This window comes from Enterococcus sp. DIV0802b (assembly GCF_050543535.1).
Taxonomy (GTDB): domain Bacteria; phylum Bacillota; class Bacilli; order Lactobacillales; family Enterococcaceae; genus Enterococcus_D; species Enterococcus_D entomosocium.
In genome coordinates, this window is the sequence record NZ_CP172941.1 from 662,556 (window position 1) to 687,500 (window position 24,945).

The following is a 24,945-nucleotide window of genomic DNA, read 5'->3' on the forward strand; positions in this document are numbered from 1 at the left end:
TATAATAACAACAAACGAGCGCAAGAGTGAAGTGATTCTTGCGCTCGTCGTCTGTGAAACTATCGATTGGAGGACAACTCAGTGAGAGAGACAAGAGAAACACTTTTCAAATTTACAGAGACAAGAAAACGACAAATTAAGAAGATCGTAGAAAACATGTCAGTTATGGAAAAAATTGGTCAGCTTTTTTTCGTGATTGGACAATCAGGTTCTGTAAAGGAATTGACGGCTTTTATTAAGAAATACCAACCGGGAGGAATGATGTATCGCCCCGACAATGCTGAAAAATTGAAGGATCAGTTAATAGCAGTCCAAGATGCTAGCACAATACCGTTATTTCTTTCAGCAAATTTAGAGTCAGGTGGGAATGGTATTCTTACGGAAGGGACATGGGTCGGTAATCCTATGCAGATCGCCGCTACAGATTGCACCGAAAATGCCTATTACTTAGGAAAAATTGCTGGGCTGGAAGCGGCTCGAATTGGTATTAATATGGCTTTTTCACCGATTGTCGATATTGATTATAACTTCAAGAACCCAATCACGAATACTCGCACATTTGGAAGTGATCAAAAACGAATTATTCGCATGGCTCAAGCGCAGATAGACGGTTTTTCTGAGAGTAACATCATTCCAGTGATCAAGCATTTTCCTGGGGATGGTGTTGATGAAAGGGATCAACATTTACTGAGTTCGATCAATTCACTCTCCGCGAATGAGTGGACGGAATCGTATGGGACTATTTATCGCCAGTTTATTGAAAAAAACGTCAGCTGTATCATGGTGGGACACATTTATCAGCCTGCGTGGGAGCGAAAACTTTCACCAACTATCAGAGAAACCGAATTGATGCCTGCTTCTTGCTCGAAACTTCTAGTTAACGGGTTACTAAGAGATACACTGGGCTTCAATGGTTTGGCTATCACTGATGCAACACCAATGGTCGGTTACACGACGATCATGCCTCATAGAGAGCGACTCGTTGCTTCAATCAATGCAGGAATCGATATGTTGCTTTTTAATAAAAATATTGATGAAGATTATGAAGTGATCGCATCTGCTGTAAAAGAGGGAAGCATTCGTATGGAACGTTTGGATGAAGCAGTCGCACGAATTTTAGCAGTCAAGATGTACCATGGTTTATTTACTGAAGTAAGGGAAGAGACAGTCAATAGTACTCCTAAAAGTGTCATCGATCGTACTGAATATCAGTGGGTAACGAAAAAAATTGCTGATGAGTCGATTACATTGGTCAAAGACAGAGAAAAACACTTACCACTCACCCCAAAACGATACCCTCGAATCCGTCTCGTTATTTTGGGTGATTCTGACGACGGTGGATTTAAAGAGGGAGGACGAGTGGGTCCGCTTTTTAAAGCTGGATTAGAAGCTGCTGGATTTGAAGTCAACCTTTTCGATAATCAACAATTGGATTTCCAAGAGGTTTTCGAGGCAGGGGTTGAGGATCTTAGAAATAAATTTGATTTGGCATTGTATGTTGCTAATGTTGAGACCGCCAGCAATCAGACAACAGTTCGTTTGGATTGGAATCATTTGATGGCCGCAAATGCTCCCTGGTATGAAAAGGATCTCCCTACCATTTTTGTTTCTACTGCCAATCCCTATCACTTATTTGATACCCCTTATGTTTCAACTTTTATCAATGCGTATACAGGAAATCCAGAAACAGTGGAGGCTGTAATCCAGAAATTGCTAGGGAAAGAACCGTTTAAAGGTAAGAGCCCGATCGATCCATTTTGTGGGAACTTTTTAGCTAGAGCAAAATAACTTTTATAAGAAGGAGGAGAAAAAATGAGACAAAATCGATTACTGAATGATGGCTGGCAATTTCACTTAGGTGAGATAGAAGAGCCAATGAAAACAGTCAGAAAAGCCGCAGCTATCGGTGGCTTGGCAGCTCCGCTTGAAAATGAAGCGGGGGATACTGTTTTGATAGGTGCTGGTGGAGAACATTTTCTACGGCTGATTGCTCAAGGTGATCGTGAAAAAGGCTTGAGAATGTTGGCGAACACTGCTTTGGAAAGTGAACTTGACGAAGATTGGGTATCTGTTGATCTCCCTCATGATTGGAAAAATGAACTTCCGTATGTTAATGATCCCGATTTACTGATGAGTGGATCAAAGCCAGATGGCATTGCCTATTACCGTAAGACTTTTGCGTTAACTCTAGATGAAGTGAACGAAAAGCAAGTGACTCTCCACTTTATGGGCGTCATGCGTATGGCATCTGTCTGGTTTAATGGTGTATTTCTAGGTGATCATTACAGTGGATACTCTGATTTTTCTTTTGATGTCTCTGAACTGATACGCATCGGCTCAGAGGGAGTGAATGTGGTGTTGATCAAAGTGGATACGACGAAAGGCGCGGAAGGCTGGTGGTATGAGGGAGCAGGTATATATAAGGATGTATATTTAGAAATAAAACCAAAGCTTCAGATTGTGGCAGAAGCATCGTTTATCGAAACAACTGAAATAAACCAGCAGGAAGCGCTCCTTAAAATCACCATTGGTCTTGCTAACCATCATTTTGAGAAAAAACAAAAGATAACGATCAAAAGTCAGGTGGCTGATCAACAAAATATCCATGAGTGTAACGTGGATCCTTTGGCGACAACAGAATGGAGTTATTGTCAAAAAATCTGCGCGCCTCAGCTATGGTCTCTCGAGAATCCACATCTATACCAAGCTACTTTTCAACTATTTGATGGCGAGAACCAAATCGATGACTATCAGCTTTGTTTTGGTATTAGGACAGTCGCATATACTACGAAAGGTTTTCTGCTTAATGGGGAACGTAAAGAATTAAGAGGGGTCTGTGAGCATCAAGATTTTGGTGGTCTAGGTGTCGCATTACCAAAAGATATTTTACGGTATAAGCTGTTGAAAATGAAAGAAATGGGGGTAAACGCCTATCGCAGTGCACATCACTTTGCTTCCAAAGATCTCCTTGAATTATGTGATGAGTTAGGTATCATCGTTATGAACGAGAACCGCATCTTGGAATCTAGTGAGTGGCGGACAAATGAGCTGGTAAAAATGGTGAAGCAAACACGTAATCATCCTTCTCTTTGTTTTTGGTCCCTTTGTAATGAAGAGGTGATTGGTCATACGCCGCTTGCTTACCGAATGGCACAAAAATTAGCAGCTGTGATCCGAACCCATACTTCGCAAAGTCTCATTGTTTCAGCGGAATTACTTAATCCTGCTGGTCAGGTGGATGCTTCTTATATGCGTATTTTTGATGTGAACGGGGTCAATTATCCTGAGTCTGCTGTAAATGGGACAGGTTTAGTTGCTGTAAAGGAAAAGTATCCGCTATTTTCATATCTTAGTACGGAAAGTGCTTCTTACTTTTCGACAAGAGGGGTCTATCAAGATAACAGCGAAAAATGTCATACTTCAAACTTTGGTTCTCTTTATTCTATGGTCTTACCTGGGAAACGAAAGCCTGAAGAGCCAGGAACCGGTGGTACGGCTAAACCGACAGAAGTACTGCGTTATTTAGAAGAACATGCCTATATGGGAGGTGTCTTCTTGTGGACATTTATGGATTACTACGGTGAGCCAGCACCGTTTCGCTGGCCTGGGATCAGTTCTCAATTTGGAATTACAGATACGGTCGGATTTGAAAAGGATTCTTTTTATTATTATCAATCAAGGTGGACTGAAACACCAATGGTTCATGTGTTTCCTCACTGGAACAAAGAAGGGTTAACAATTGACCAAGGGGTTACGGAGGTGAGGATTTTTTCTAATTGTCATACTGTTGAGTTGTTTCTGAACGGGAAGAGTTTTGGAAAGAAAAAAAATGATAAAGATGGTCTATCTTGGCGTATTCCTTATGAACCAGGTTGTTTAAAAGCCATTGGTGTCAAAGAGGAACAAACAATTGAAGCAACTCGAAAAACAAGCGGTCCGACTGATTCTGTCACAGTTAAAGAACGATTCTGTGGAGCGGACTACTCTCTATTTGAGATCCAAGGAATCGATTCAGAAGGGATCGAGGTGCCAACTGCAGACGAACTTGTAGCGGTTTTGGTAAAAAATGGAACAATCCTCGGACTTGCTAATGGCGATCCCGCAGATCTAGACGGGTATAATTGCCAAGAGAAAAAACTTTTTTCAGGAAAATTAATGGCAATCATAAAAAAAGAACCAGGAAAAGTACCGCTTATCCAAGCAGTACTAAAAAAAGTTGAGTAAAAAAGAAACAATTGAAGGTAATAGTAGTTAGCTTTGGTGCTCACAGATTTTTACGGAAAAAGAAAAAAGCCGAACCATAACCTCGACAGTTTATAAAGTCATTGGTTGGTGGTTCGGCTTTTTCATCAAGCTGTTGCAAACTGGCTGTTATATAGTTGGGCGTAAAGGGAATCTTGTGCCAGCAATTGAGTATGAGAGCCTTTTTCGACGACGGAGCCGTCTTTCATCACTAGAATCAAGTCGGCATTTTTGATGGTAGAAAGACGATGGGCGATGATAAAACTGGTCCTTCCTTGGGTCAAACGATCCATTGCCGTTTGGATCATTTGTTCCGTCCGAGTGTCGACACTGGAGGTGGCTTCATCAAGGATCAGGATCGTTGGGTCCGCTAAAATCGCCCGGGCGATCGTCAATAATTGTTGTTGTCCTTGAGACAGTTCGCTTTCGGAGCCAATGACGGTATCGTAACCGTTGGGCAGGGTCCGCACGAAGTGGTCGCATTGGGCGGCTTTGGCTGCAGCCAAGATGTCTTCCCGAGTGGCATCGGGATTGCCATATGCGATATTTTCAGCAATGGTTCCTTGGAACAGCCATGTATCCTGCAGCACCATACCGAATTTTTTCCGGACTGCCGGTGCCGAAAAGGACATCATGTCTTGATCGTCCAGCAAAATCTTTCCACCGTTCAAAGGATAAAAGCGCATCAAAAGATTGATCATGGTGGTTTTTCCAGCGCCTGTTGGTCCGACGATCGCCACCGTTTGTTTTGGTTTGACGGAAAATTCGACGTTTTCCATCAGGAGTTTTTCCTTGCTGTAGCCAAAGGAGACGTGTTGGAAATCGATTTTTCCTTTGATGGTTTGCGGTACCGGCAGTTGCTGGGTCGCTGTTTCTTCTTCAGGATAATCAAGGATCTCAAAAATTCGTTCGAGAGATGCTAAGGCACTTTGCAAGGTGTTCATAATATAAGAAGCTTGCGTGATCGGTTCAGACACTTGGTTGATGTATTGCAGATAGGCTTGTACAAGACCAATGGATAATTGCCCTTGCAACACCATCAGACCACCAACGACGGCGCTTAAGATAAAGCCGATTTGATTGATAAAGCGCACGAAAGGATTGATAGCTGCACTGACGAACTGTGCTTTCCGAAAAGCTTTAAATTGGGCTTCGCTCAATTCCGTCATTTCCGCTTCAACGGCAATTTGCTGGTTGTAGGATTTGATCAGCGGATTTGCGGTATAAAACTCTTCCGCACGACTGCTGACTGCACCTAATGTTTCTTGGTTTTTGGTAAAGTAGCTCAAGTTTTTTCGTGCGAGAACGGTGGTCACAAAAGCACTCAAAAGCAAAATCAGGACCACACCGATCGTCAGTAATGGGCTGAGATAAAGCATGGCGATCAAGCCGAAGGTAATACTGATGGTTGCGGTGATCAGCTGCATCAAACCGACTTGTAAGACTTCGGATACTTTATCTAAATCGAGAATCACTCGGCTTAAAATATCGCCGGTATGATGTTTGTCGTAAAAACTGATAGGCAGGCGATTGAATTTGTCACTGATTTGTTTGCGTAAAGTCAAGGTCAGGGTTTCACTGACACTGGCCATCGTATACTCTTGCAGTAAGGAAAAGAGACTGATCAAAAGCCATGTTCCCGCTAATAGGACGACCGGGCCTAAAATACTTTGCCAAAAATCATTGATTTGCCAGCCTTCTTGTTGAAACAAGGCGATCAGATTATCCAGTCCACGTCCCAAGATCAAAGGGGCGATGGACATTAGTAAGGAAAAGAACAAGGCAGAGACGATGATCAGTAGAAAGCGGGCTTTTTGTTCCATTAGTAATCGAAGTAGGCGCCGGCTTGTATGTTTCATGTTTTTTGGTGTATCCATTGTTTGTTTACTCATCCTTCATTCCTCCCATTCCTTGAGATGAGGCAAACTCTTGATAAGTTTGGCAAGTGCGTAATAATTCTTCGTGGGTTCCTTTACCGACCATCTTGCCGTTATCCAAGACAATGATTTGATCGGCATTTTTAACGGTCGATACCCGTTGAGCAACGATAATGACGGCGGCATCTTTCGTGTATTCTTTCAATGCACGCCGCAAGTTGGCGTCTGTTTGATAATCCAAAGCAGAAAAGCTGTCATCAAAGAAGTAGATTTCTGCGGGCTTTGTTAGCGCTCGGGCAATACTCAGCCGTTGCTTTTGACCGCCGGAGAAATTGCTGCCTTTTTGAGCAACTGGACTTTCATAACCTTCAGGTAAGCCTTCGATAAATGACTTGGCTTGGGCAACTTCAGCGGCTTTTGCCATCGCCTCATGGGTTGCTGGACGATTGCCGAAACGCAAGGTTTCTTGAATTGTGCCGCTAAGCAAGAGCGCTTTTTGCGGGACATAACTAATTTGGTCCCGTAATTCGGCTTGTGAGATCTCTTTGATGTTGCGGCCAAAAAGCGTGATCGAACCATCAGTCACATCTTTGAAACGCAACAGCGCTTTGGCGATGGTGCTTTTGCCAGAGCCGGTTCCGCCAACGATCGCTGTCGTTTTGCCTCGGTGGATCTCGAAGCTGATATCTTCTAAGACAGGTTCTTCGGCGCCTTCATACGTAAATTGCACGTGATTGAAAGCGGCGATCGTTTCTGACAAGGCGGATTTTTTTAAGGTTTGGTCACCGTCAATCAAATCAATTGGTTCTTCTAAGACTTCTTCGATTCGTTGTAAGGAAGTCAAGCCTTTAGGCACCATCACGATCACCATCGCTGCCATGGTCAAAAACCAAAGGCTCAAAATCGTGTATTCGATAATGGCAGTAATACTACCAATAGCTAGGTGGCCCTGAAGACTTTGATAGCCGCCGTAGACTAGGATGGTCGAAATCGAGAGTCCCATTACTAAGTTGACGGTCGGATTCAAGACAGCAAAGAGGCGATTGACTTTAATCATGGTTTTCGCATATTCCGTCAAGGTTTGATCTGTCCGTTCTTTTTCGTAAGCCGCTTTGTCAAATGCCCGAATCACCCGAGCGCCGGTAAAGGTTTCTCGTAAGATCCGCATCATGTTATCGACTAGTTTTTGCGTGATTTGTGATAATGGGATCGCTTTGCGAATCACCCCATAAGCGATCATTGAAAAACATAGGATCGCTACGATTGGGACCCAAATCATCCGTAAAGAGACGGTGCCGGTTAGAAAAATCGAAGCTGCGACGATCATTGGGGCTGGCAAAATCATTTGCAGCGCCATCATCAAAATTTGTTGGATGTTGTTGATGTCGCTGGTGGTACGTGCCAGCAAAGTGGGTGTACCATAGCCATCAACAGCGGATACAGAGAGTTCTTGTGTTTTTTTGAAAAAGCGCATCCGCAAAAAATGCCCGAATTTTCCTGAAAGGTGGGCAGATAAATAACTACCGCCTACCGAGACGATCACGGTGCCGATGGCAATGGCAAACATCCACCAGCCATTGTGCCAAATGGCCGTCGTGTCGACTTTTAAGATCCCTTCATCAATGATTTTTGCCAAAAAATACGGCAACAAGAGTGTGCCGAAGGATTGGACTAGCATCAAAAGAAATAAACTGAAAAAGAAGCGTCGTTCTTCTTTATAAAATAACTGTAATTGTTTCATGATTTCCCTCCAAAAATGTCGTTCTATGGTAGAATAAACTGTAACGTTACGTTACAGTCAAGCAAGGAGTGAAATTTTTTTGAAAAAACAATTGACCATCAGTGAGATGTCCGCTTATGCTGGCGTGAGTCGGCGCACATTGATTTATTATGATCAAATCGATTTGTTCAAACCGCAATCGATTGGTGAAAACAGCTATCGCTATTACGGCTTTGAACAATGCCTTGAGTTAGACGTGATTTTGATGTTGCGTTCTTTAGACATGCCCTTGCAAGACATTCGCCAATTTTTGAAAAACCGCAACCCGGAATACACGCAAAAGGAACTTGTGGAACGGCGAGGAGAAGTCCGTGACAAAATCGCTGCGCTACAAGAATTGGAACGAACCTTCGATCGCTACATCCAGCGCTATGAAAAAGTACAGAAAGCCGATTTTGAGACCTTTACGATAGCGCAGCACGAAGCAGAGGCGTTTATCGTTTCCGAAGAGATCGCTGGCGATGATCCAGAATCTGCTTATCAAGTGTACGCCCGTTTTTATCCGCTAGTGGATTATAAAGATGCCTTCAGTGGCTATCCCATCGGCTTTTTAAGTGCAGGAACGACGTTGGAGGATCAGACTTTTCACGCATCGCCTTATCGGGCATTGATCTTGATTCCCCAAGATCGGCTACATCTCTATCCGGAAAAGCTGATCATCACACGTCCCGCTGGTACGTATGTTTCTGGATTTGTCAGTGAGGGAGAAGAACAAATTGCCGCTTTTACCCACCGCATCCAAGCCTTTCTAAAAGAGAAGCAGTTGAAAATCGATGGCGATGTTTGGGAATTGTTATGGCAAGATGAAGTCTTTACCACACAAAAAGAATTGCAGATATTTGAAGTGATGGTTCCAGTGAAGCCCGAGTAATGGACGAGGCACGCGTATCTGTAAGAAACGAAAACTAAGATACGCAATAGCAATGATTATTGCCGCTGGCTTTTCAATAGAAGCAAAGGAGATGACTAAGCCAGATCCCTTCCATACAAAAAGCCCTGTGAAGCGTTGAAATTCCCATTTTTCTTTTTTCTCGTTATACTTGAAAGAACAGATGAGAAAAAAGGGGAAATTTTAATGAAAAAAGAAACAGGAATACGCTCGCTTTATGCGTTGATTGGTGTCGCCATTTTAGGATTCGGGGCGGCATTGCTGCGGGTCGGCGGAGTAGGGCTAGACCCATACACAGCAGCCAATATCGGTGTCGGCGAGCTGCTAGGGTTATCCCTTGGGGTCTATCAATTGATGATCAATATCGCTGTCCTAGTATTGATTTTTATCTTTGGCCGTCGTCATATCGGCATCGGGACGGTCATCAATATGGTGCTGACAGGATTTTTCATCGACTTTTATACCAACGTTTTTGATTGGTTATCCGTCGGTCCAAATAACTGGTGGCAGCAACTCTTGTTCTTGTTGATCGGGATCATCTTCTTTACCTTCGGTGCTTCGTTTTATATGTCAGCGAATTTGGGTAGCGCCCCCTACGACGCGATCGCCCCAACCATCGTCGATCAGACGAAAGCCAACTATCGAGTGGTGCGGGTGATTCAAGACGTTGCCTTTGCCTTGATTGGGCTCTTCACAGGCGGGCCAATCGGGATCGGAACCTTCATCAGTGCCTTTTTAGTGGGCCCACTGATCAAATTCTGGGACAACCGTGTCTCTGAGCCATTCATCGAAAGCAGTGTCAAAAAAGCGATTTTTAAATAAAAAAAGGTCTGCAGCAAAGAGAAGTCGAAGCGATTTAATCGCCCACTTCACTCAGCTGCAGTTTTTTTGCCATTTGCTCAAGGAATTCTTGCATAATTGCTTCTCAGTCGCTAGAATAAAAAAGCCGAGGAGGGGTAGTATGCAATTACCAACACCATTTATTGAAAAATACCAACGGTTGCTAGGAGAAGAAGCACCAGCTTTTTTTACCGCTTTAACCGATAATCAGCCAGTCAAAGGCTTTCGCTTGAATGTTGCTAAGCCGCACGCACAAGCGATGCTGGCAAAATATGGACCAGCTGCTGTACCCGCCCCCTATGCAGAAGCGGCTTATATTGGCGAAGTCAAAGGCCGTTCGTTGCTCCATCAAGCTGGCTATGTCTACAGCCAAGAACCTAGTGCGATGATCGTGGCAACGATCGCAGCCGCTCAACCAGGGGAGCGGGTCTTAGATTTATGTGCGGCACCGGGAGGCAAAACAACGCAGCTGGCAAGCCAATTACAAGGAAAAGGGCTGCTTGTAGCAAATGAGATTTTCCCGAAGCGTGCCAAAATCCTATCAGAAAATGTGGAGCGTTGGGGCTTTCCGAATGTAGTCGTCACCAATCAGGCTCCACAAGAATTGAGCCGCCATTTTCCTCAGTTTTTTGACAAGATCGTGGTGGACGCCCCATGTTCTGGTGAAGGGATGTTTCGTAAAGATCCCGTCGCCTTAGAAGAATGGCAGGCAGAAACACCTGATCAGTGTGCGATCAGGCAAAAAGACATTTTGGCACAAGCCGTTGCGATGCTAAAACCGGGGGGCCAGCTGATCTATTCCACCTGTACCTTTGCCCCTGAAGAAAACGAAGCGATGATGGCTTGGTTAATGGAGGAGTATCCCTTCACAATCGAAGCGATCGACTTGGCCAATGTATCTCATGGGCGCAGCGAGTGGGGAGCTGCATCTGGGATCGAGAAAACCATCCGCTTATGGCCGCATTTAAACCAAGGAGAAGGTCATTTCGCTGCGAAATTGACCTCCCAAGCAGAAGCAGCGCCAGTGAAAAAGAAGAAAAAAGGCAAAGGAGCGACAGCCAAGAGCCCATTGGATGCAACGACTCAAAAGTTGTGGCAAGCCTTTCGCAAGGAGTTTCCTTTTTTACAGGCACTGAATGCGACACCTCAGCTGCTAGGAGAAAACCTCTGGCTCGTTCCTGAAGAAATGCCTTCTTTAAAAGGGATCAAGTTTATGCGCCCAGGTTTGCATGTCGGCGTCGTTAAAAAGAATCGGATCGAACCTAGTTATGCGTTGGCATTGGCGATCCATGCAGAAGAAGGGGCACCGACAGTGCCGATCACTTTGCCGCAATGGCAGCAGTATGTGGCAGGTGAAACCATGAGCGTGCCAGGAAATGCTGGATGGGTGATTTTGACAGTCGATGAGATCCCCGTCGGTTTTGGAAAACAAGTCCAAGGAACTGTGAAAAACTTCTTTCCAAAAGGATTAAGATTCAAAGCGATTTAAACGAAATAGTGTTTTTATTTCAGTCCTCGTGCTATGATGGAAGTAGCAAAATAAGGGAGCTGATCGATATGAAAACATCATCAAAAGTAACGATTGGATTAAGCATTGCAGCGATCGCTGGGATCACTACTGCCGTCGTTGTATCAGACAAAGTATTCAATAAAGTACGCTTCGCTTGCAACCGACACAAAGTAAAGAAATTTGTCGATGACAAATTCAACGGCAATGAAAAATTGTTGGATGTCGTAGACGGCTTGTCTGACAATGAATTGGATTCGTTGTTAGGTGTGATGAAAAAAGTCAATGAGGGCCGCAACAAAATCTCTGTTTACGGAGACAACATCAAAGATTCGACAGAACATGTCAAAGACAAGTTGACGAGCTTTGTTGATTCCGTCTTTTAAGCCAATCATTCCATTTGAAACTCGCAGGGACATCGGTCTTTGCGAGTTTTTCTCGTCTTTCTAAGCGTTTTTCGTTATACTAACAAGGAAATGCACGAAATGGTGCGAGGTAGAGGAGTGAAAGTGAAGTCGTGGAAAAAACAAGTACCTTGACTGCCGAGGAAAAAGCGTTCTTTATGGAAGAAGCAATCAAAGAAGCCCGAAAAGCAGAAGGTGTGGCAGAAGTACCGATCGGTGCTGTCGTCGTCTTGGATGGCAAAATCATTGGTCGTGGGCACAATCTACGAGAAACGCAGCAACAAGCCGCAGCGCATGCGGAGATGTTTGCGATCGAGGAAGCCTGTCGCACTGTCGGAAGTTGGCGCTTAGAACAAGCGCAGCTGTTTGTGACCTTGGAACCATGCCCGATGTGCAGTGGGGCGATGTTATTGGCACGGGTGGAAGAAGTGTATTTTGGTGCCTACGATCCCAAAGGCGGCACTGCTGGTACATTGATGAATTTATTGGAAGATGAGCGCTTCAACCATTGGTCCTATGTGGAAGGCGGCATTTTAGAAGAAGCATGCGGCCAGCTGCTAACAGATTTTTTCCGAGCATTACGAGAAAAGAAAAAACAAAAAAAGGCTGGCAATCTCTAACGAAATACGTTATACTAAGTTTTGCCGAAAGGCTAGGACAATGGAGGTCTTGTGAAGCGTGTCAGATCCGGAAGGAAGCAGCACTAAGCAGGATTCTCCATGTGTCTGATTGAAAAACTGCCTGCTTTTGAAGAAAGCAGTAGTACTAATTGAATCGATGATCATTCAAACCTGAGACAGACTGTCTTAGGTTTTTTTATTGTCTGAAAGTCTTTGTGATACCAAGGGCTGTTCTAATTGTATTCTGCTTTAAATCTAGGCAATCGATAGCAGCTCTCAGAGGGTTAAGTTGTATTTTTGATACAAAGGCTTTATTCCTGTTTAGAACCTTACTCTGATAACTTTTCCGTTGGCGATTTTTATACTCTCAAAGAATCAGTAGTTCTGACGAACTGAAACATGGATTACCTGCTCTCGATATTCGATAGAATCTTCGTTTCAAGAACTCTTTATTTTCGCTTCAACGAATTGCCTCCGCCGTGTTATCGGTTGCAATTCCCCCAAATAACCAGAAAAAATCACTTTCCTTTTTACAGTCAGAAAAGTGATTTTTTCTTTTGAACAACTGTCACTGTAACTGTTTCTTTTTTACAAAAAGTCACCATTCTTTTCCAAGCATTCCAATGGTTTCCCAGAGATTTTATGCTATGCTTATTTTGTAGAGAATTCCGTCGTCTTTCTACTGGCAACCCTTGATGCCAAGAGAAACGGATAGTGATTTCAGGCGACGTATTTGAAAAGAGGCGCACAATGGAAAAAATTACGATTATCCATACCAACGATCTGCATTCCCACCTAGAACATTGGCCGAAGATGCGGCGTTATTTGGATCAAAGAAAACGAGAAGCGGATACGACCGAAGAGACAGTGATCGCGGTCGACTTAGGCGACTTTGTCGATCGCTGGCATCCTTTGACAGAAGCAACTGACGGCAAGGCGAATGTCGACTTGATGAATCAAGGGCATTATGATGCGGTGACGATTGGGAACAATGAGGGAGTCGGCAATCCCAAAGAGGTCTTGCAGCATCTGTATGACCAAGCAGCATTTCCGGTCATTTTAGGCAACTTATTTGATAAAAAGGATTTGCGTCCGCCAAAGTGGGCACAAGAATACAAAATCATGGAAAGCAATCAAGGAGCCAAAATCGGCTTGATCGCTTTTACGGCACCGTTTCCGCTAACATATGCCCCCAACGGTTGGGACATTCGCGAACCCTTGGAGATTTTGCCTTCATTGGTGCAGCATTTGCGCCCCGAGGTCGATCTGCTGGTCTTGATGAGCCATCTAGGCATCAATGCTGACCGCCAGATTGCGAGGGACTTTCCAGAGTTAGATGTTATATTAGGTTCCCACACGCACCATTTGTTTGAAAAGGGCGAAGTCATCAATGGGGTTCAAATTGGCGCAGCTGGCAAGTTTGGTTTTAACATTGGCGAAGTCGAAGTGGTCTTAGATGATCACCACCGCCCGATCAAGCATCGCGCACGTGTGATTCCGACGGATTCGTTGGTGGCTTTTCCGCAAGATGAGGACGAGATCGCCGAATATCTATCGATCGGCCATCGCTTGCTGCGGGCAAATCAGGTGGCAGAAATTCCAGCAGCGTTTACGAGGGATTGGCAAAGTGAACATTCCTTGGTTCGGGAGGCTCTTTTGGCATTATGTGCCAAAGGACAGACGGATGCCGCCATCTTAAATACGGGGCTATTTTTAGATGATTTACCACAAGGACGGGTCGATCAAGATCAGCTGCACACGATTTTGCCCCATCCGATGCATTTGATTCGAGTGACGCTGCAAGGCGCGGATGTCATTCGATTGGTCTTAGAGATGGAAAAAAATCGCAACTTTTTGCGCAATTTCCCAATTATGGGGATGGGCTTTCGAGGGAAGATTTTTGGCGAACTGGTTTATGAAGGCATTCGCTTTGATGAAAAAAACCACCAAGTTTTGTGGAAGCAAGAACCAGTTGATGTCTCTCAAAGCTACACGTTGACTCTTGTGGATCACTACTTGTTTATTCCGTTTTTCCCGACGATCGAGATTGCTGGAACTGTTGAGTTTCTTTTTCCAGACTTTATTCGGACGGTGGTCGGTGATTACTTGAGTCAGAAATACTCTATTCAGTAGTTGGTACTCCTCCAGTGGTTTTTTGAGGAAAACCGCGACTATCATTGAGGAATAAAACAAGGTATAATAAACAGCAGGTGGTGAAAAAATGACCGAAAAACAAACGATCACAGATGAAATGACATCTGTACTAGAAGAAATTATTGAAGAACCAGCGAAACAACCGCAAAAAGGCGAGTTGGTGACTTTGTTGAATGATGAAGAATTAATGATTGGCAATCGACAATACAAATTGGTCATGGATTATCGTGAAGGCTTCGATCCTGAAAAACTTGGTGAGCGTTACAGTGAAGTTTTGGCACGCTATGATTATATCGTAGGTGATTGGGGTTATGAACAGCTACGCTTGAAAGGCTTTTTTGAAAAGGATAACCGCAAAGCATTACCCGATCAGCGCATTGACATGCTGGAAGACTATTTGTATGAGTATTGCAACTTCGGTTGTGCCTATTTCGTGATCCAGAGGGTTGGCGGCAAGAAAGAAAAAAGTACCTCCCGAAGACGTAAGAAAAAGCCAGCTCAAACGAATCAAAATCAAACTACACAACAAAACGCACATATAGAAGAAAAGCGTGAAGCAATTCCGCAGAAGAAAAGCAAACCAACGATTAAAAATCGTAAACCAAAAGAAAAAAACGTCAAAAAAACCGAAACAACTACGGTGAAAAAAGGCAAAAAAGAGTTTACGATTCGACAAAGGGAAGAATAAGATGAAATATAAAGGCTATTTGATTGATCTAGACGGCACGATTTATTTAGGAAAAGAGCCGATCCCTGCTGGGAAACGCTTCGTAGAATCCTTACAAGAAAAAGGACTGCCTTATTTATTTGTGACCAACAATACGACCCGCAGTCCCGAAGTCGTGGCACAGCGATTGGCGGATGAATTTTCGATTCACGTGGCACCAGAAACGATCTATACCGCAAGCTTGGCAACGATCGATTTTATGAAAGACCATGGCAAAGGCCGCAAAGTGTTTGTGATCGGCGAAGCGGGGTTGATCGATTTGATCTTAGCTGCTGGGTTTGAGTGGGAAGAAACCAATCCGGATTATGTCGTGGTTGGTTTAGACAACCACGTGACGTATGAAAAATTTGTTTTAGCAACGTTAGCGATCCAAAAAGGAGCTACCTTTATCGGGACCAATCCAGACAAAAATATCCCGACGGAAAGAGGCTTGTTGCCAGGTGCGGGTTCACTGATTGCAATGGTGGAGACTGCCACCCAAATGCAACCGATTTTTATTGGCAAACCAGAAGCCATCATTATGGAAAAAGCGGTGGCACACATCGGCTTATCAAAAGAAGAGGTCTTGATGGTGGGGGACAATTATGAAACGGATATCCGTTCGGGGATCCAAAACGGGATCGATTCTTTGCTCGTATTATCTGGATTTACCCCGAAAGCGGCAGTTCCGACATTACCAGTAGCACCAACCTATGTGGTTGATTCTTTAGATGAGTGGGATTTTGAACAATGAAAAAACAAGTGTGGCTTGAACGCTTAGGATTTGTCTGCTTGTTTTTGTTTTTGGTCAGTCTAGCGATCACCCTAACGATCAATTTTCGACCGTTATATTGGTTTGATGTCGATCACTTAAATCTGCTGGATTATACCTCGCTAACAAGAGAAGAGTTGTTGAAGAACTATGGCTTATTGCTAGATTTTCTAAACAATCCCTTTGCAAGTACGCTCGCCTTGCCCGATTTTCCAATGTCTGAAGCTGGCGCTGGGCATTTTTACGATGTGAAGCAGTTGTTTCTATTAAATTATGCCGTGATGATCGTCACGGTGCTGCCCAGTATCTGGTTCGTCAATCGGTTACGGCAAAAACAACAGCAATGGCGCTTGATTCGTCCCTTTCAATGGGGGATGATTTTGCCGCTGATTTTCGGGTTTTTGATGGCAGTCGGCTTTGATCGCTTTTTCGTTACGTTCCATGAGATTTTCTTCAGTAACGACGATTGGCTATTTAATCCAGCCACCGATCCGATCATCAACGTATTGCCAGAAACGTTTTTCATGCATTGCTTTATTCTCTTTTTTGTCTTGATTGAAGTCTTCTTTTTTGCTTTCTATTGGTGGGGCAAACGAGGCTTGAAAAAAACAGCGTAATGAAAAAAAGACCAACGATCCACTTCCTTTGAAGAAGGCGGATCGTCGGTCTTTTTTTATTGCGTAATGTAATGAGATTTACTTGGGTGTTGATGGGCTAAGCGACTTGCGGCAGAAGCGGCAATGGCACCTACGATATCATCTAAAAAGGTGTGAACGCGGGGACCGTCGTGCTTATTCAGTTCTTTCAAAATGCCCGGTTTGACTTTATCAATGTATCCGTAGTTAGTAAAACCGATGGAGCCGTACACATTGACGATGGATAGTGCGAGGATCTCATCGATCCCATAAAGCCCTTCGTCTTCTTTGACGATTTCTTGCAGTGGATGCAGCAGTTGATTTTCTTCTGCCAAAATATCCAATTGGACACCCGTCAAAATCGTGTTGTGGACTTCCCGCTTGCTTAAGACAGCGTTGACGCTTTCGATACACATCTCCAACGTGATGCCTTCAATGTAATCTTTTTGCAAGAACATCACCAATTCGCCGATGTCTTGCAGTGAGACACCGCGGTCGGCCAACAATTCTCTTGCTTTGTCTTCAAGTGTTTTGCTTTCTAATACCATATAGTTCCCCTCCATGTAAAAATAGTTTATTCAAAAGTCAACATGCGACTGATGGATTGCAATCATAAGTTGTGCCCTATTCCAGTTGCAGCCCATGCCGTTTGGGTTTAGTCCCTTCTGACATTTAGGTGTTTGCTAATTTTGCTTTGGCTGCCACTGCCCAAGGATGGGGGACCACTAAGTCACCGGCAAAGAGCCAGTCCATATAATAGCCAGCGGCAGATTCCAAGGAATCATCGAGGCGCTCTAATAAACCGGTTAAGAAAGGTGCTTGATCTTTGCGATCCCATTTGATTTTGTCTGCTAAAAAAACGATCAGATCGAGACGACTATATTGGGCCTTTAAGGTGGTATGACAGCTGATGGCGGACAGAATCTCTGGGTCAGACACCTGAAAAACCGTTTTTGCCAACAAAGCGGATTGCTGCTGATGCAGCAAAAAAGGTGCTTGCCGCTCCGCGTCTAAGATCGGTTCGCCTACCGCTATCTGCAAGGCGATTCGCTGGTCATTAGGGATGACGACGCTGACATCGTGCAGCAGTCCTGCTGAGTAAGCTTTGTCCGCGTTGACTTGAAACCGTTCTGCCAATCCTTTGGCTTCTTGGGCAACGGCTAGATTGTGGACCGCCGTTTCGGCATGATCGAAGGCTTCCAGATACTGAACCATTTGCTCAGTGAGGGTCTTCCCCTGTAAAGGGAGAGTATAGGTGGCAAGACCAGCTTGTTTCATCTCAGCTACTCCTTAAAAAGACTTGTACTATGGGCAGGTTGTGTCCGCGTTTTGGGATCAATGTAGTGGAGCGCATTGTTCACCGCAGTTGGGGCTTCCCCGAAACCAGTAGCGATCAGGTCGACTTTTCCATCGTATAAAACGACATCCCCACAGCCATAGATCCCAGGAACAGACGTGCTCATATCTGAAGAGACGAAGACTCCTTGGCGGCTGCTTTTCATGCCCCAATCCTTGATGTTCAATGTGGAAGAAAAACCGTAATTGACGATCAAAGCATCCAATGAAAGGCTGACCGTTTCATCACCCTTGACTTGCTGCAACGAGACACCAGTCAAACGTTGCTCTCCTTGGAGCTCTTGAATCACATAAGGAGTCAGAATGTTGACGGCAGAAGCTTGTAATTTGCTGACGCTATGTTCATGAGCACGAAATTCAGGACGGCGATGGATCAAGTAGACTTCACTAGCGATCGGCTCCAGCATCAATGCCCAATCGATGGCAGAATCGCCGCCACCGGCGATCGCTACTTTGCGTCCGGCATACTTCATCAAATCGGTGACAAAATAGTCTAAGCCGTATCCTTCAAACCGCTCGCTTTCTGGCAAAGTCAGTTTGCGCGGCTGGAAGGAGCCGTTTCCTAAAGCCAAAATCACGGCTTTCGAGTAATGGATTCCTTTGTCGGTAGTGACTTCGATATAGTCTTCTTGTTTTTCGACCGACAAGACGGTTTCTTCTAAACAATATTGGTGATTGAAAGTCGTCAACTGTTTTTCCAGGTTTTGGACAAGATCGCCCGCTTTGATTTTCGGATAACCTGGGATATCGTAGATGTATTTTTCTGGGTACAAAGTAGCAAGCTGACCGCCTAATTGCGGCAAGCTGTCGATAATCTTAGTTTTGGCGTTACGCATGCCGGCATAGAAAGCAGAAAACATCCCGCTAGGTCCGGCGCCGATAATCGTTATATCAAAAATATCCATGTTATTCCTCTTTTCTAACCACGTTGGGTGAAGCATGTTCGTGTTGTACGAATAGCTTCATTATAGCAAAAATTATCCAAACTAGCATTTTTTCAATTTTCTGCTATCATGGATTTATGAGAGAGAAGGAGGAGTTAATGTGTCTGAATTTCCACAGTTAGCATTAGAAAAACAAACTGGCCATAAAGCAGTCATCAAAACCAATCGTGGGGATGTAGTTGTACAATTGTTCCCAGAATTGGCACCAAAAACAGTGAAAAACTTCGTTGAATTAGCGAAAAAAGGGTATTACGATGGGATCATCTTCCACCGTGTCATTCCTGATTTTATGATTCAAGGCGGTGACCCAACTGGTACAGGTATGGGCGGCGAAAGTATCTATGGCGGCAGCTTTGAAGATGAATTTTCAAAAGAGTTGTTCAATCTTCGTGGCGCTTTATCCATGGCAAACGCTGGTCCGAATACTAACGGCAGTCAGTTTTTCATCGTAAACAACCAAAATGTTCCTAGCAACATGTTAGGTCAATTAGAAGGTGCTGGTTATCCAGCTGAAATCATCGAAGCCTATCAAGCAGGTGGTACTCCTTGGTTAGATTTCCGTCACACAGTCTTCGGTCATGTGATCGAAGGAATGTCAGTTGTTGATGAAATTGCTGGTGTGCAACGGGGACCACAAGATCGTCCGGTGCACGATGTAGTGATCGAAACGATCAAAATCAGCGAATAAAACAAAAAGAACCCAAAAGCAGTTTCAACGGTCATCCTCAGGAGACCGTTGAAATGGCAGCTTTAGGGTTCTTTTTTTACACGTAAGCGTTAATCAATCGGTTGGTCTTTAAACGCGGCGGCGATTTGATTGAGTGCTTTTTCTAATAGCTCTTTAGGGCAGGCAAAGTTTAGCCGCATATGGTGACTCCCGTGGGGACCAAAGATACTTCCTTGATTCAACACGACGCTGGCTTCTTTGATCAGTTTTCTTTGTAGCTGATTGTCCGTTAGGCCATAGGCAGAAAAATCTAGCCAGATCAAGTAAGTACCTTCAGGCTTTTGAAACGACACGGTTGGCAGTTGGTCAGTCAAAAAGTCACAGACAAAGGTGCGATTTGCCTCTAAGTAGGACAATAGTTCTTCTAACCATTCTTCAGATTCACGATACGCTGCTTCAGTAGCGATCAATCCAAACGTATTGATCTCCCCTTGAACGTTACGCTCCTGTGTTTTTGCAAATTGGCTGCGCAAGGTTTTATCTTTGATGAATACCATCGAATTTTTGATCCCAGCTAAATTAAAGGTCTTGGTTGCTGAAGTCAAGATGATTGAAAAATCGGCAAAGTTTGGCTCAACTGTTTGGAAAGAAACAAAGTGATTTGGCGCAAAAACGATGTCTTGATGAATCTCATCACTGACAACGATCACTTGATGTTTTTGACAAATACGGCCGATCGCCAGTAGTTCTTCTTTGGACCATACCCGGCCACCAGGATTAAGCGGATTACATAGAAGAAACAATTTTACCTTCTTTTCGATGATCGTTCGTTCCATCGCCTCAAAATCGATGACGAAGCGTCCGTCTTTTTCCAGTAAGGGTTCTTGAATTAAGGTACGCTGATTGTTTTTGACAACATGGGCAAAGGGATGGTAGACCGGATCGTGGATCAATACGGCATCTCCTTCTTGGGTGTAACTTTGGATCGCTAGTGCAATACTAGGGACGACACCGCTATTAAAAAGGATCGCTTCTTTATTGATGGTATAACCATGACGTCTTTGCTGCCAATCGATGATGGATTCAAGCAGCGAATCAGGGATGGTGGAGTACCCATAGATCCCTTGGGCAACTGCTTTTTCTAACGCTTTTTTCACTGGTTCTGGTGCCAGAAAATCCATGTCGGCTACCCAAAGCGGCAATAAGTTTTCTTCCTTATAGGTTTTTGCAATTGTATCCCATTTGACGCTATTGGTATTTAAGCGCGGATGAACTTTGTCAAAATTGATCATGCGTTTCCCTCCTATATTGTGTAACGTTGTTTCTGATGCTTCAAATCTACCACTAGTTCAAGTATAATGAAAGTGGAAAAGAGAGGAAAGACTATGAATTATCAAATCGGGAACATTATAGAAGGAACAGTCACTGGGATTCAACCCTATGGTGCATTTGTTTCGTTAGATAAAGAAACGCAAGGCTTGATCCATGTTTCAGAGATCCAATCCGGGTTTACTAAAAATATCCATGAAGTCTTACAGATCGGCCAAAAAATCCGTGTACAAATCATTGATATTGACGAATACAGCCAAAAGATCAGTTTGTCCCGCCGTACATTGGAAACAAGTTTTGTTCAGCCACCCTTTAAGCGTAAACGCTACTTTACAAATAAGAATAAGCGGATTGGTTTCCGTACGGTTGGAGAAGCTTTACCAGTGTGGGTGAAAGAAGCTAAAGAAATGTTAGAAAAAGAAAACAGCAACAGATAATCGTGCATATTTTCTGAAAATGTGCTAAAATTAGTTTACAAACAGATGAATAACTGAGGTGGGTATTTTGGGATCCAAAAAAGTAGCGGGTACAGTTATGATGCACTTAACAAATGGTTCGAAACGATTTTTGATGCAAATACACGAAGGCACTGCGGAATTAGCGTCAACGGATTTTTCTGAAGATAAAACCGGCTTGGCTACGATCTTACAATTGTTTAAAGACCGTATTCACCTTGATGTGACAGCGATCGAACTCGTTGAACTCACAAACGGAAATATTGATACGCAAAATATTCCTTTATTTGTTTTTGAAACACAAGAAGCAGGACAAACGCAACAGCTGCCAGAGGGGTATGCGTGGGAAGAGCCCAATATCTTTCGTAAGATCATTGAAGACTATAAGATCGAAGGCGTTCCGTTCTTTTAGCAACTGTATACTAGTGAAAAGACTGAAGACCGTTATGACGGTCTTTTTTTATTGAAAACTTTTTGTAAATAAAATGAAATATTTCCTTGACCTGAGTCAAGAAGAATGGTAAATTAGTCAACGTTGGCAATTGAGTCAGCGGGTCAAAAATGCTTTTGAAAAAACTTCAAAAAAAGACTTGACCAAAAATGAAACAGATGATATTATAACGAAGTCGCAATTTTAAAACAGTTAATCGATGTTGATACATCAACAAAGTTAATTAAAAAAAGTTGTTGACAAATAACAAATCATTTGTTATTCTAATGAAGTCGCTGAGACAGCCGCTGCGAAGTTGAAAAACAACGAGCGAAAAAACTTTTAAAAAAGAGTTGACAATCAAACGTCGCTCTGATATGATATAAAAGTTGCTAACACAGCACTGTAGACCTTTGAAAACTGAACAAAGCAAGCAAACGAACCAATGTGTAGGACGTTTCAATTTATTGAAACAAATACATGCAAGCAATAGCTAGCAAAGTTAATTTTTATGAGCTTAATGACCGTATGGTCATTCAAACAAATCATTATGAGAGTTTGATCCTGGCTCAGGACGAACGCTGGCGGCGTGCCTAATACATGCAAGTCGAACGCTTTTTCTTTCACCGGAGCTTGCTCCACCGAAAGAAAAAGAGTGGCGAACGGGTGAGTAACACGTGGGTAACCTGCCCATCAGAAGGGGATAACACTTGGAAACAGGTGCTAATACCGTATAACACTATTTTCCGCATGGAAGAAAGTTGAAAGGCGCTTTTGCGTCACTGATGGATGGACCCGCGGTGCATTAGCTAGTTGGTGAGGTAACGGCTCACCAAGGCAACGATGCATAGCCGACCTGAGAGGGTGATCGGCCACACTGGGACTGAGACACGGCCCAGACTCCTACGGGAGGCAGCAGTAGGGAATCTTCGGCAATGGACGAAAGTCTGACCGAGCAACGCCGCGTGAGTGAAGAAGGTTTTCGGATCGTAAAACTCTGTTGTTAGAGAAGAACAAGGATGAGAGTAAAACGTTCATCCCTTGACGGTATCTAACCAGAAAGCCACGGCTAACTACGTGCCAGCAGCCGCGGTAATACGTAGGTGGCAAGCGTTGTCCGGATTTATTGGGCGTAAAGCGAGCGCAGGCGGTTTCTTAAGTCTGATGTGAAAGCCCCCGGCTCAACCGGGGAGGGTCATTGGAAACTGGGAGACTTGAGTGCAGAAGAGGAGAGTGGAATTCCATGTGTAGCGGTGAAATGCGTAGATATATGGAGGAACACCAGTGGCGAAGGCGGCTCTCTGGTCTGTAACTGACGCTGAGGCTCGAAAGCGTGGGGAGCGAACAGGATTAGATACCCTGGTAGTCCACGCCGTAAACGATGAGTGCTAAGTGTTGGAGGGTTTCCGCCCTTCAGTGCTGCAGCAAACGCATTAAGCACTCCGCCTGGGGAGTACGACCGCAAGGTTGAAACTCAAAGGAATTGACGGGGGCCCGCACAAGCGGTGGAGCATGTGGTTTAATTCGAAGCAACGCGAAGAACCTTACCAGGTCTTGACATCCTTTGACCACTCTAGAGATAGAGCTTCCCCTTCGGGGGCAAAGTGACAGGTGGTGCATGGTTGTCGTCAGCTCGTGTCGTGAGATGTTGGGTTAAGTCCCGCAACGAGCGCAACCCTTATTGTTAGTTGCCATCATTTAGTTGGGCACTCTAGCGAGACTGCCGGTGACAAACCGGAGGAAGGTGGGGATGACGTCAAATCATCATGCCCCTTATGACCTGGGCTACACACGTGCTACAATGGGAAGTACAACGAGTTGCGAAGTCGCGAGGCTAAGCTAATCTCTTAAAGCTTCTCTCAGTTCGGATTGTAGGCTGCAACTCGCCTACATGAAGCCGGAATCGCTAGTAATCGCGGATCAGCACGCCGCGGTGAATACGTTCCCGGGCCTTGTACACACCGCCCGTCACACCACGAGAGTTTGTAACACCCGAAGTCGGTGAGGTAACCTTTTTGGAGCCAGCCGCCTAAGGTGGGATAGATGATTGGGGTGAAGTCGTAACAAGGTAGCCGTATCGGAAGGTGCGGCTGGATCACCTCCTTTCTAAGGAATATTTCGGAAGACTACACATCGTTTGCCTTTGTTCAGTTTTGAGAGGTCTACTCTCAAACAAATTTGTTCATTGAAAACTGGATATCGAAGAAAAAATCAAAACAAGTAACACACACCGAGTTGAAATGTTAAAAGAGTTTTTTAATAAGTTCAACGCTTATTTTCTTGAGCAACCTTCTATCGCTAGAAGAAGTACTCAAAACCGACCGTAAGGTCAAAGGTTAAGTGAATAAGGGCGCACGGTGGATGCCTTGGCACTAGGAGCCGATGAAGGACGGGACTAACACCGATATGCTTTGGGGAGCTGTAAGTAAGCTATGATCCAGAGATTTCCGAATGGGGAAACCCAGCATCTTTTATAGGATGTTACGTCTGCGTGAATACATAGCGCAGTCGAGGTAGACGCAGAGAACTGAAACATCTAAGTACCTGCAGGAAGAGAAAGAAAATTCGATTCCCTGAGTAGCGGCGAGCGAAACGGGAAAAGCCCAAACCAACAAGCTTGCTTGTTGGGGTTGTAGGACTCCGATATGGTAGTCTATTCAGATAGTCGAAATACTTGGAAAAGTATGTCAAAGAGGGTAAAAACCCCGTAGGCGAAATTTGGATAACACCTAGGAGGATCCTGAGTACGGCGGAACACGAGGAATTCCGTCGGAATCCGGGAGGACCATCTCCCAAGGCTAAATACTCCCTAGTGACCGATAGTGAACCAGTACCGTGAGGGAAAGGTGAAAAGCACCCCGGAAGGGGAGTGAAATAGATCCTGAAACCGTGTGCCTACAACAAGTTAGAGCCCGTTAATGGGTGATAGCGTGCCTTTTGTAGAATGAACCGGCGAGTTACGATAGCATGCGAGGTTAAGTTGAAGAGACGGAGCCGCAGCGAAAGCGAGTCTGAATAGGGCGAATGAGTATGTTGTCGTAGACCCGAAACCATGTGATCTACCCATGTCCAGGTTGAAGGTGCGGTAAAACGCACTGGAGGACCGAACCCACGTACGTTGAAAAGTGCGGGGATGAGGTGTGGGTAGCGGAGAAATTCCAAACGAACTTGGAGATAGCTGGTTCTCTCCGAAATAGCTTTAGGGCTAGCCTCGGAATTGAGAATGATGGAGGTAGAGCACTGTTTGGACTAGGGGCCCATCTCGGGTTACCGAATTCAGATAAACTCCGAATGCCATTCATTCATATCCGGGAGTCAGACTGTGAGTGATAAGATCC

The 24,945-nt window shown here is 44.4% G+C and carries 20 protein-coding genes, 2 rRNA genes and 1 other RNA gene (1 of these 23 cut by a window edge); 17 read left to right on the plus strand and 6 right to left on the minus strand.

Annotation, left to right across the window (positions count from 1 at the left end; translation table 11 throughout):
• Positions 1 to 81 precede the first annotated feature (81 nt).
• Both IGJ12_RS03045 and IGJ12_RS03050 read left to right on the plus strand, forming a co-directional pair.
• The gene (locus IGJ12_RS03045; protein ID WP_430619339.1) at positions 82 to 1,788 is read left to right on the plus strand and encodes a glycoside hydrolase family 3 protein; all 1,707 of its coding nucleotides are present in this window, start codon (positions 82 to 84) and stop codon (positions 1,786 to 1,788) included.
• 24 nt (positions 1,789 to 1,812) lie between these two features.
• Positions 1,813 to 4,224 carry a glycoside hydrolase family 2 TIM barrel-domain containing protein gene (locus IGJ12_RS03050; RefSeq protein WP_430619340.1) on the plus strand — a complete coding sequence of 804 codons (2,412 nt, stop codon included), beginning with the start codon at positions 1,813 to 1,815 and terminating at the stop codon, positions 4,222 to 4,224.
• 125 nt (positions 4,225 to 4,349) lie between these two features.
• On the opposite strand, the gene IGJ12_RS03055 is transcribed toward IGJ12_RS03050, so the two are convergent.
• The gene (locus IGJ12_RS03055) at positions 4,350 to 6,134 is read right to left on the minus strand and encodes an ABC transporter ATP-binding protein (protein ID WP_430619341.1); all 1,785 of its coding nucleotides are present in this window, start codon (positions 6,132 to 6,134) and stop codon (positions 4,350 to 4,352) included.
• A complete protein-coding gene (locus IGJ12_RS03060; protein ID WP_430619342.1) occupies positions 6,127 to 7,860 on the minus strand; it encodes an ABC transporter ATP-binding protein in 1,734 nt (577 codons plus the stop codon). The genes IGJ12_RS03055 and IGJ12_RS03060 overlap by 8 nt, the downstream gene beginning before the upstream one ends.
• A gap of 106 nt (positions 7,861 to 7,966) precedes the next feature.
• Between IGJ12_RS03060 and IGJ12_RS03065 the strand changes: the two genes are divergently transcribed.
• The 10 genes from IGJ12_RS03065 (at position 7,967) to IGJ12_RS03110 (ending at position 16,408) form a co-directional block, all read left to right on the plus strand.
• Positions 7,967 to 8,770, plus strand: a complete 804-nt coding sequence (locus IGJ12_RS03065; RefSeq protein ID WP_016619937.1) for a MerR family transcriptional regulator — start codon at positions 7,967 to 7,969, stop codon at positions 8,768 to 8,770.
• Between the two features lie 204 nt (positions 8,771 to 8,974).
• Positions 8,975 to 9,610: a YczE/YyaS/YitT family protein gene (locus tag IGJ12_RS03070; protein WP_430619343.1), complete on the plus strand. Its 636-nt coding sequence runs from the start codon at positions 8,975 to 8,977 to the stop codon at positions 9,608 to 9,610.
• 139 nt (positions 9,611 to 9,749) lie between these two features.
• A complete protein-coding gene (locus tag IGJ12_RS03075; protein ID WP_008378065.1) occupies positions 9,750 to 11,117 on the plus strand; it encodes an RsmB/NOP family class I SAM-dependent RNA methyltransferase in 1,368 nt (455 codons plus the stop codon).
• A gap of 68 nt (positions 11,118 to 11,185) precedes the next feature.
• The gene (locus IGJ12_RS03080) at positions 11,186 to 11,521 is read left to right on the plus strand and encodes a hypothetical protein (protein WP_005227636.1); all 336 of its coding nucleotides are present in this window, start codon (positions 11,186 to 11,188) and stop codon (positions 11,519 to 11,521) included.
• Positions 11,522 to 11,652: 131 nt separating this feature from the next.
• A complete protein-coding gene (tadA, locus tag IGJ12_RS03085) occupies positions 11,653 to 12,159 on the plus strand; it encodes a tRNA adenosine(34) deaminase TadA (protein WP_005231990.1) in 507 nt (168 codons plus the stop codon).
• 29 nt (positions 12,160 to 12,188) lie between these two features.
• Positions 12,189 to 12,275: signal recognition particle sRNA small type (ffs, locus tag IGJ12_RS03090), an RNA gene on the plus strand.
• Positions 12,276 to 12,909: 634 nt separating this feature from the next.
• A complete protein-coding gene (locus IGJ12_RS03095) occupies positions 12,910 to 14,292 on the plus strand; it encodes a bifunctional metallophosphatase/5'-nucleotidase (protein WP_430619344.1) in 1,383 nt (460 codons plus the stop codon).
• An 88-nt stretch (positions 14,293 to 14,380) separates the two neighbouring features.
• Entirely contained in the window at positions 14,381 to 15,001 is a 621-nt protein-coding gene (locus tag IGJ12_RS03100; RefSeq protein WP_005231988.1) for a YutD family protein, read from the plus strand.
• 1 nt (position 15,002) lies between these two features.
• Positions 15,003 to 15,773 (plus strand): TIGR01457 family HAD-type hydrolase, encoded by a 771-nt coding sequence (locus IGJ12_RS03105; RefSeq protein WP_008378075.1) that lies wholly within the window; start codon positions 15,003 to 15,005, stop codon positions 15,771 to 15,773.
• Positions 15,770 to 16,408, plus strand: coding sequence for a TIGR01906 family membrane protein (locus IGJ12_RS03110; protein WP_074536563.1), 639 nt, complete (start codon positions 15,770 to 15,772; stop codon positions 16,406 to 16,408). The genes IGJ12_RS03105 and IGJ12_RS03110 overlap by 4 nt, the downstream gene beginning before the upstream one ends.
• Positions 16,409 to 16,464: 56 nt before the next feature.
• Here the strand turns inward: IGJ12_RS03110 and IGJ12_RS03115 are convergent, their stop codons facing one another.
• The 3 genes from IGJ12_RS03115 to IGJ12_RS03125 all read right to left on the minus strand — a co-directional run bounded on the left by IGJ12_RS03115 (position 16,465) and on the right by IGJ12_RS03125 (position 18,687).
• Complete coding sequence (locus IGJ12_RS03115; RefSeq protein ID WP_005227653.1) at positions 16,465 to 16,974, minus strand: phosphatidylglycerophosphatase A family protein; 510 nt, start codon at positions 16,972 to 16,974, stop codon at positions 16,465 to 16,467.
• Positions 16,975 to 17,098: 124 nt separating this feature from the next.
• The gene (gene yqeK / locus IGJ12_RS03120; protein WP_420658149.1) at positions 17,099 to 17,704 is read right to left on the minus strand and encodes a bis(5'-nucleosyl)-tetraphosphatase (symmetrical) YqeK; all 606 of its coding nucleotides are present in this window, start codon (positions 17,702 to 17,704) and stop codon (positions 17,099 to 17,101) included.
• Between the two features lie 5 nt (positions 17,705 to 17,709).
• On the minus strand, positions 17,710 to 18,687 hold the full coding sequence (locus IGJ12_RS03125) for an NAD(P)/FAD-dependent oxidoreductase (protein WP_008378083.1): 978 nt from the start codon (positions 18,685 to 18,687) through the stop codon (positions 17,710 to 17,712).
• A gap of 139 nt (positions 18,688 to 18,826) precedes the next feature.
• Here IGJ12_RS03125 and IGJ12_RS03130 point away from each other — a divergent pair, with 139 nt between their 5' ends.
• Entirely contained in the window at positions 18,827 to 19,414 is a 588-nt protein-coding gene (locus IGJ12_RS03130) for a peptidylprolyl isomerase (protein ID WP_008378086.1), read from the plus strand.
• 89 nt (positions 19,415 to 19,503) lie between these two features.
• Here the strand turns inward: IGJ12_RS03130 and IGJ12_RS03135 are convergent, their stop codons facing one another.
• On the minus strand, positions 19,504 to 20,685 hold the full coding sequence (locus tag IGJ12_RS03135) for a MalY/PatB family protein (RefSeq protein WP_430619345.1): 1,182 nt from the start codon (positions 20,683 to 20,685) through the stop codon (positions 19,504 to 19,506).
• Between the two features lie 93 nt (positions 20,686 to 20,778).
• Between IGJ12_RS03135 and IGJ12_RS03140 the strand changes: the two genes are divergently transcribed.
• The 4 genes from IGJ12_RS03140 to IGJ12_RS03155 form a co-directional block, all read left to right on the plus strand.
• Entirely contained in the window at positions 20,779 to 21,159 is a 381-nt protein-coding gene (locus tag IGJ12_RS03140; RefSeq protein WP_008378090.1) for a CvfD/Ygs/GSP13 family RNA-binding post-transcriptional regulator, read from the plus strand.
• A gap of 67 nt (positions 21,160 to 21,226) precedes the next feature.
• On the plus strand, positions 21,227 to 21,589 hold the full coding sequence (locus IGJ12_RS03145; RefSeq protein ID WP_008378091.1) for a hypothetical protein: 363 nt from the start codon (positions 21,227 to 21,229) through the stop codon (positions 21,587 to 21,589).
• A gap of 564 nt (positions 21,590 to 22,153) precedes the next feature.
• Positions 22,154 to 23,713: ribosomal RNA gene (locus tag IGJ12_RS03150) — 16S ribosomal RNA — on the plus strand.
• 228 nt (positions 23,714 to 23,941) lie between these two features.
• Positions 23,942 to 24,945 (plus strand): 23S ribosomal RNA (locus IGJ12_RS03155); it runs 1,911 nt beyond the window's last position.
• The 16S and 23S rRNA genes sit together here, the layout of an rRNA operon.

What these genes read in the sequence shown, in the direction of transcription:
- IGJ12_RS03070 (WP_430619343.1), top strand. Translation starts at nt 8,975, where the DNA reads ATGAAAAAAGAAACAGGAATACGCTCGCTTTATGCGTTGATTGGTGTC.
- IGJ12_RS03125 (WP_008378083.1), bottom strand. Translation starts at nt 18,687, where the DNA reads ATGGATATTTTTGATATAACGATTATCGGCGCCGGACCTAGCGGGATG.
- IGJ12_RS03100 (WP_005231988.1), top strand. Translation starts at nt 14,381, where the DNA reads ATGACCGAAAAACAAACGATCACAGATGAAATGACATCTGTACTAGAA.
- IGJ12_RS03105 (WP_008378075.1), top strand. Translation starts at nt 15,003, where the DNA reads ATGAAATATAAAGGCTATTTGATTGATCTAGACGGCACGATTTATTTA.
- IGJ12_RS03075 (WP_008378065.1), top strand. Translation starts at nt 9,750, where the DNA reads ATGCAATTACCAACACCATTTATTGAAAAATACCAACGGTTGCTAGGA.
- IGJ12_RS03140 (WP_008378090.1), top strand. Translation starts at nt 20,779, where the DNA reads ATGAATTATCAAATCGGGAACATTATAGAAGGAACAGTCACTGGGATT.
- IGJ12_RS03055 (WP_430619341.1), bottom strand. Translation starts at nt 6,134, where the DNA reads ATGAGTAAACAAACAATGGATACACCAAAAAACATGAAACATACAAGC.
- IGJ12_RS03080 (WP_005227636.1), top strand. Translation starts at nt 11,186, where the DNA reads ATGAAAACATCATCAAAAGTAACGATTGGATTAAGCATTGCAGCGATC.
- IGJ12_RS03110 (WP_074536563.1), top strand. Translation starts at nt 15,770, where the DNA reads ATGAAAAAACAAGTGTGGCTTGAACGCTTAGGATTTGTCTGCTTGTTT.
- IGJ12_RS03115 (WP_005227653.1), bottom strand. Translation starts at nt 16,974, where the DNA reads ATGGTATTAGAAAGCAAAACACTTGAAGACAAAGCAAGAGAATTGTTG.
- IGJ12_RS03135 (WP_430619345.1), bottom strand. Translation starts at nt 20,685, where the DNA reads ATGATCAATTTTGACAAAGTTCATCCGCGCTTAAATACCAATAGCGTC.
- IGJ12_RS03065 (WP_016619937.1), top strand. Translation starts at nt 7,967, where the DNA reads ATGTCCGCTTATGCTGGCGTGAGTCGGCGCACATTGATTTATTATGAT.
- IGJ12_RS03060 (WP_430619342.1), bottom strand. Translation starts at nt 7,860, where the DNA reads ATGAAACAATTACAGTTATTTTATAAAGAAGAACGACGCTTCTTTTTC.
- IGJ12_RS03050 (WP_430619340.1), top strand. Translation starts at nt 1,813, where the DNA reads ATGAGACAAAATCGATTACTGAATGATGGCTGGCAATTTCACTTAGGT.
- yqeK (WP_420658149.1), bottom strand. Translation starts at nt 17,704, where the DNA reads ATGAAACAAGCTGGTCTTGCCACCTATACTCTCCCTTTACAGGGGAAG.
- IGJ12_RS03095 (WP_430619344.1), top strand. Translation starts at nt 12,910, where the DNA reads ATGGAAAAAATTACGATTATCCATACCAACGATCTGCATTCCCACCTA.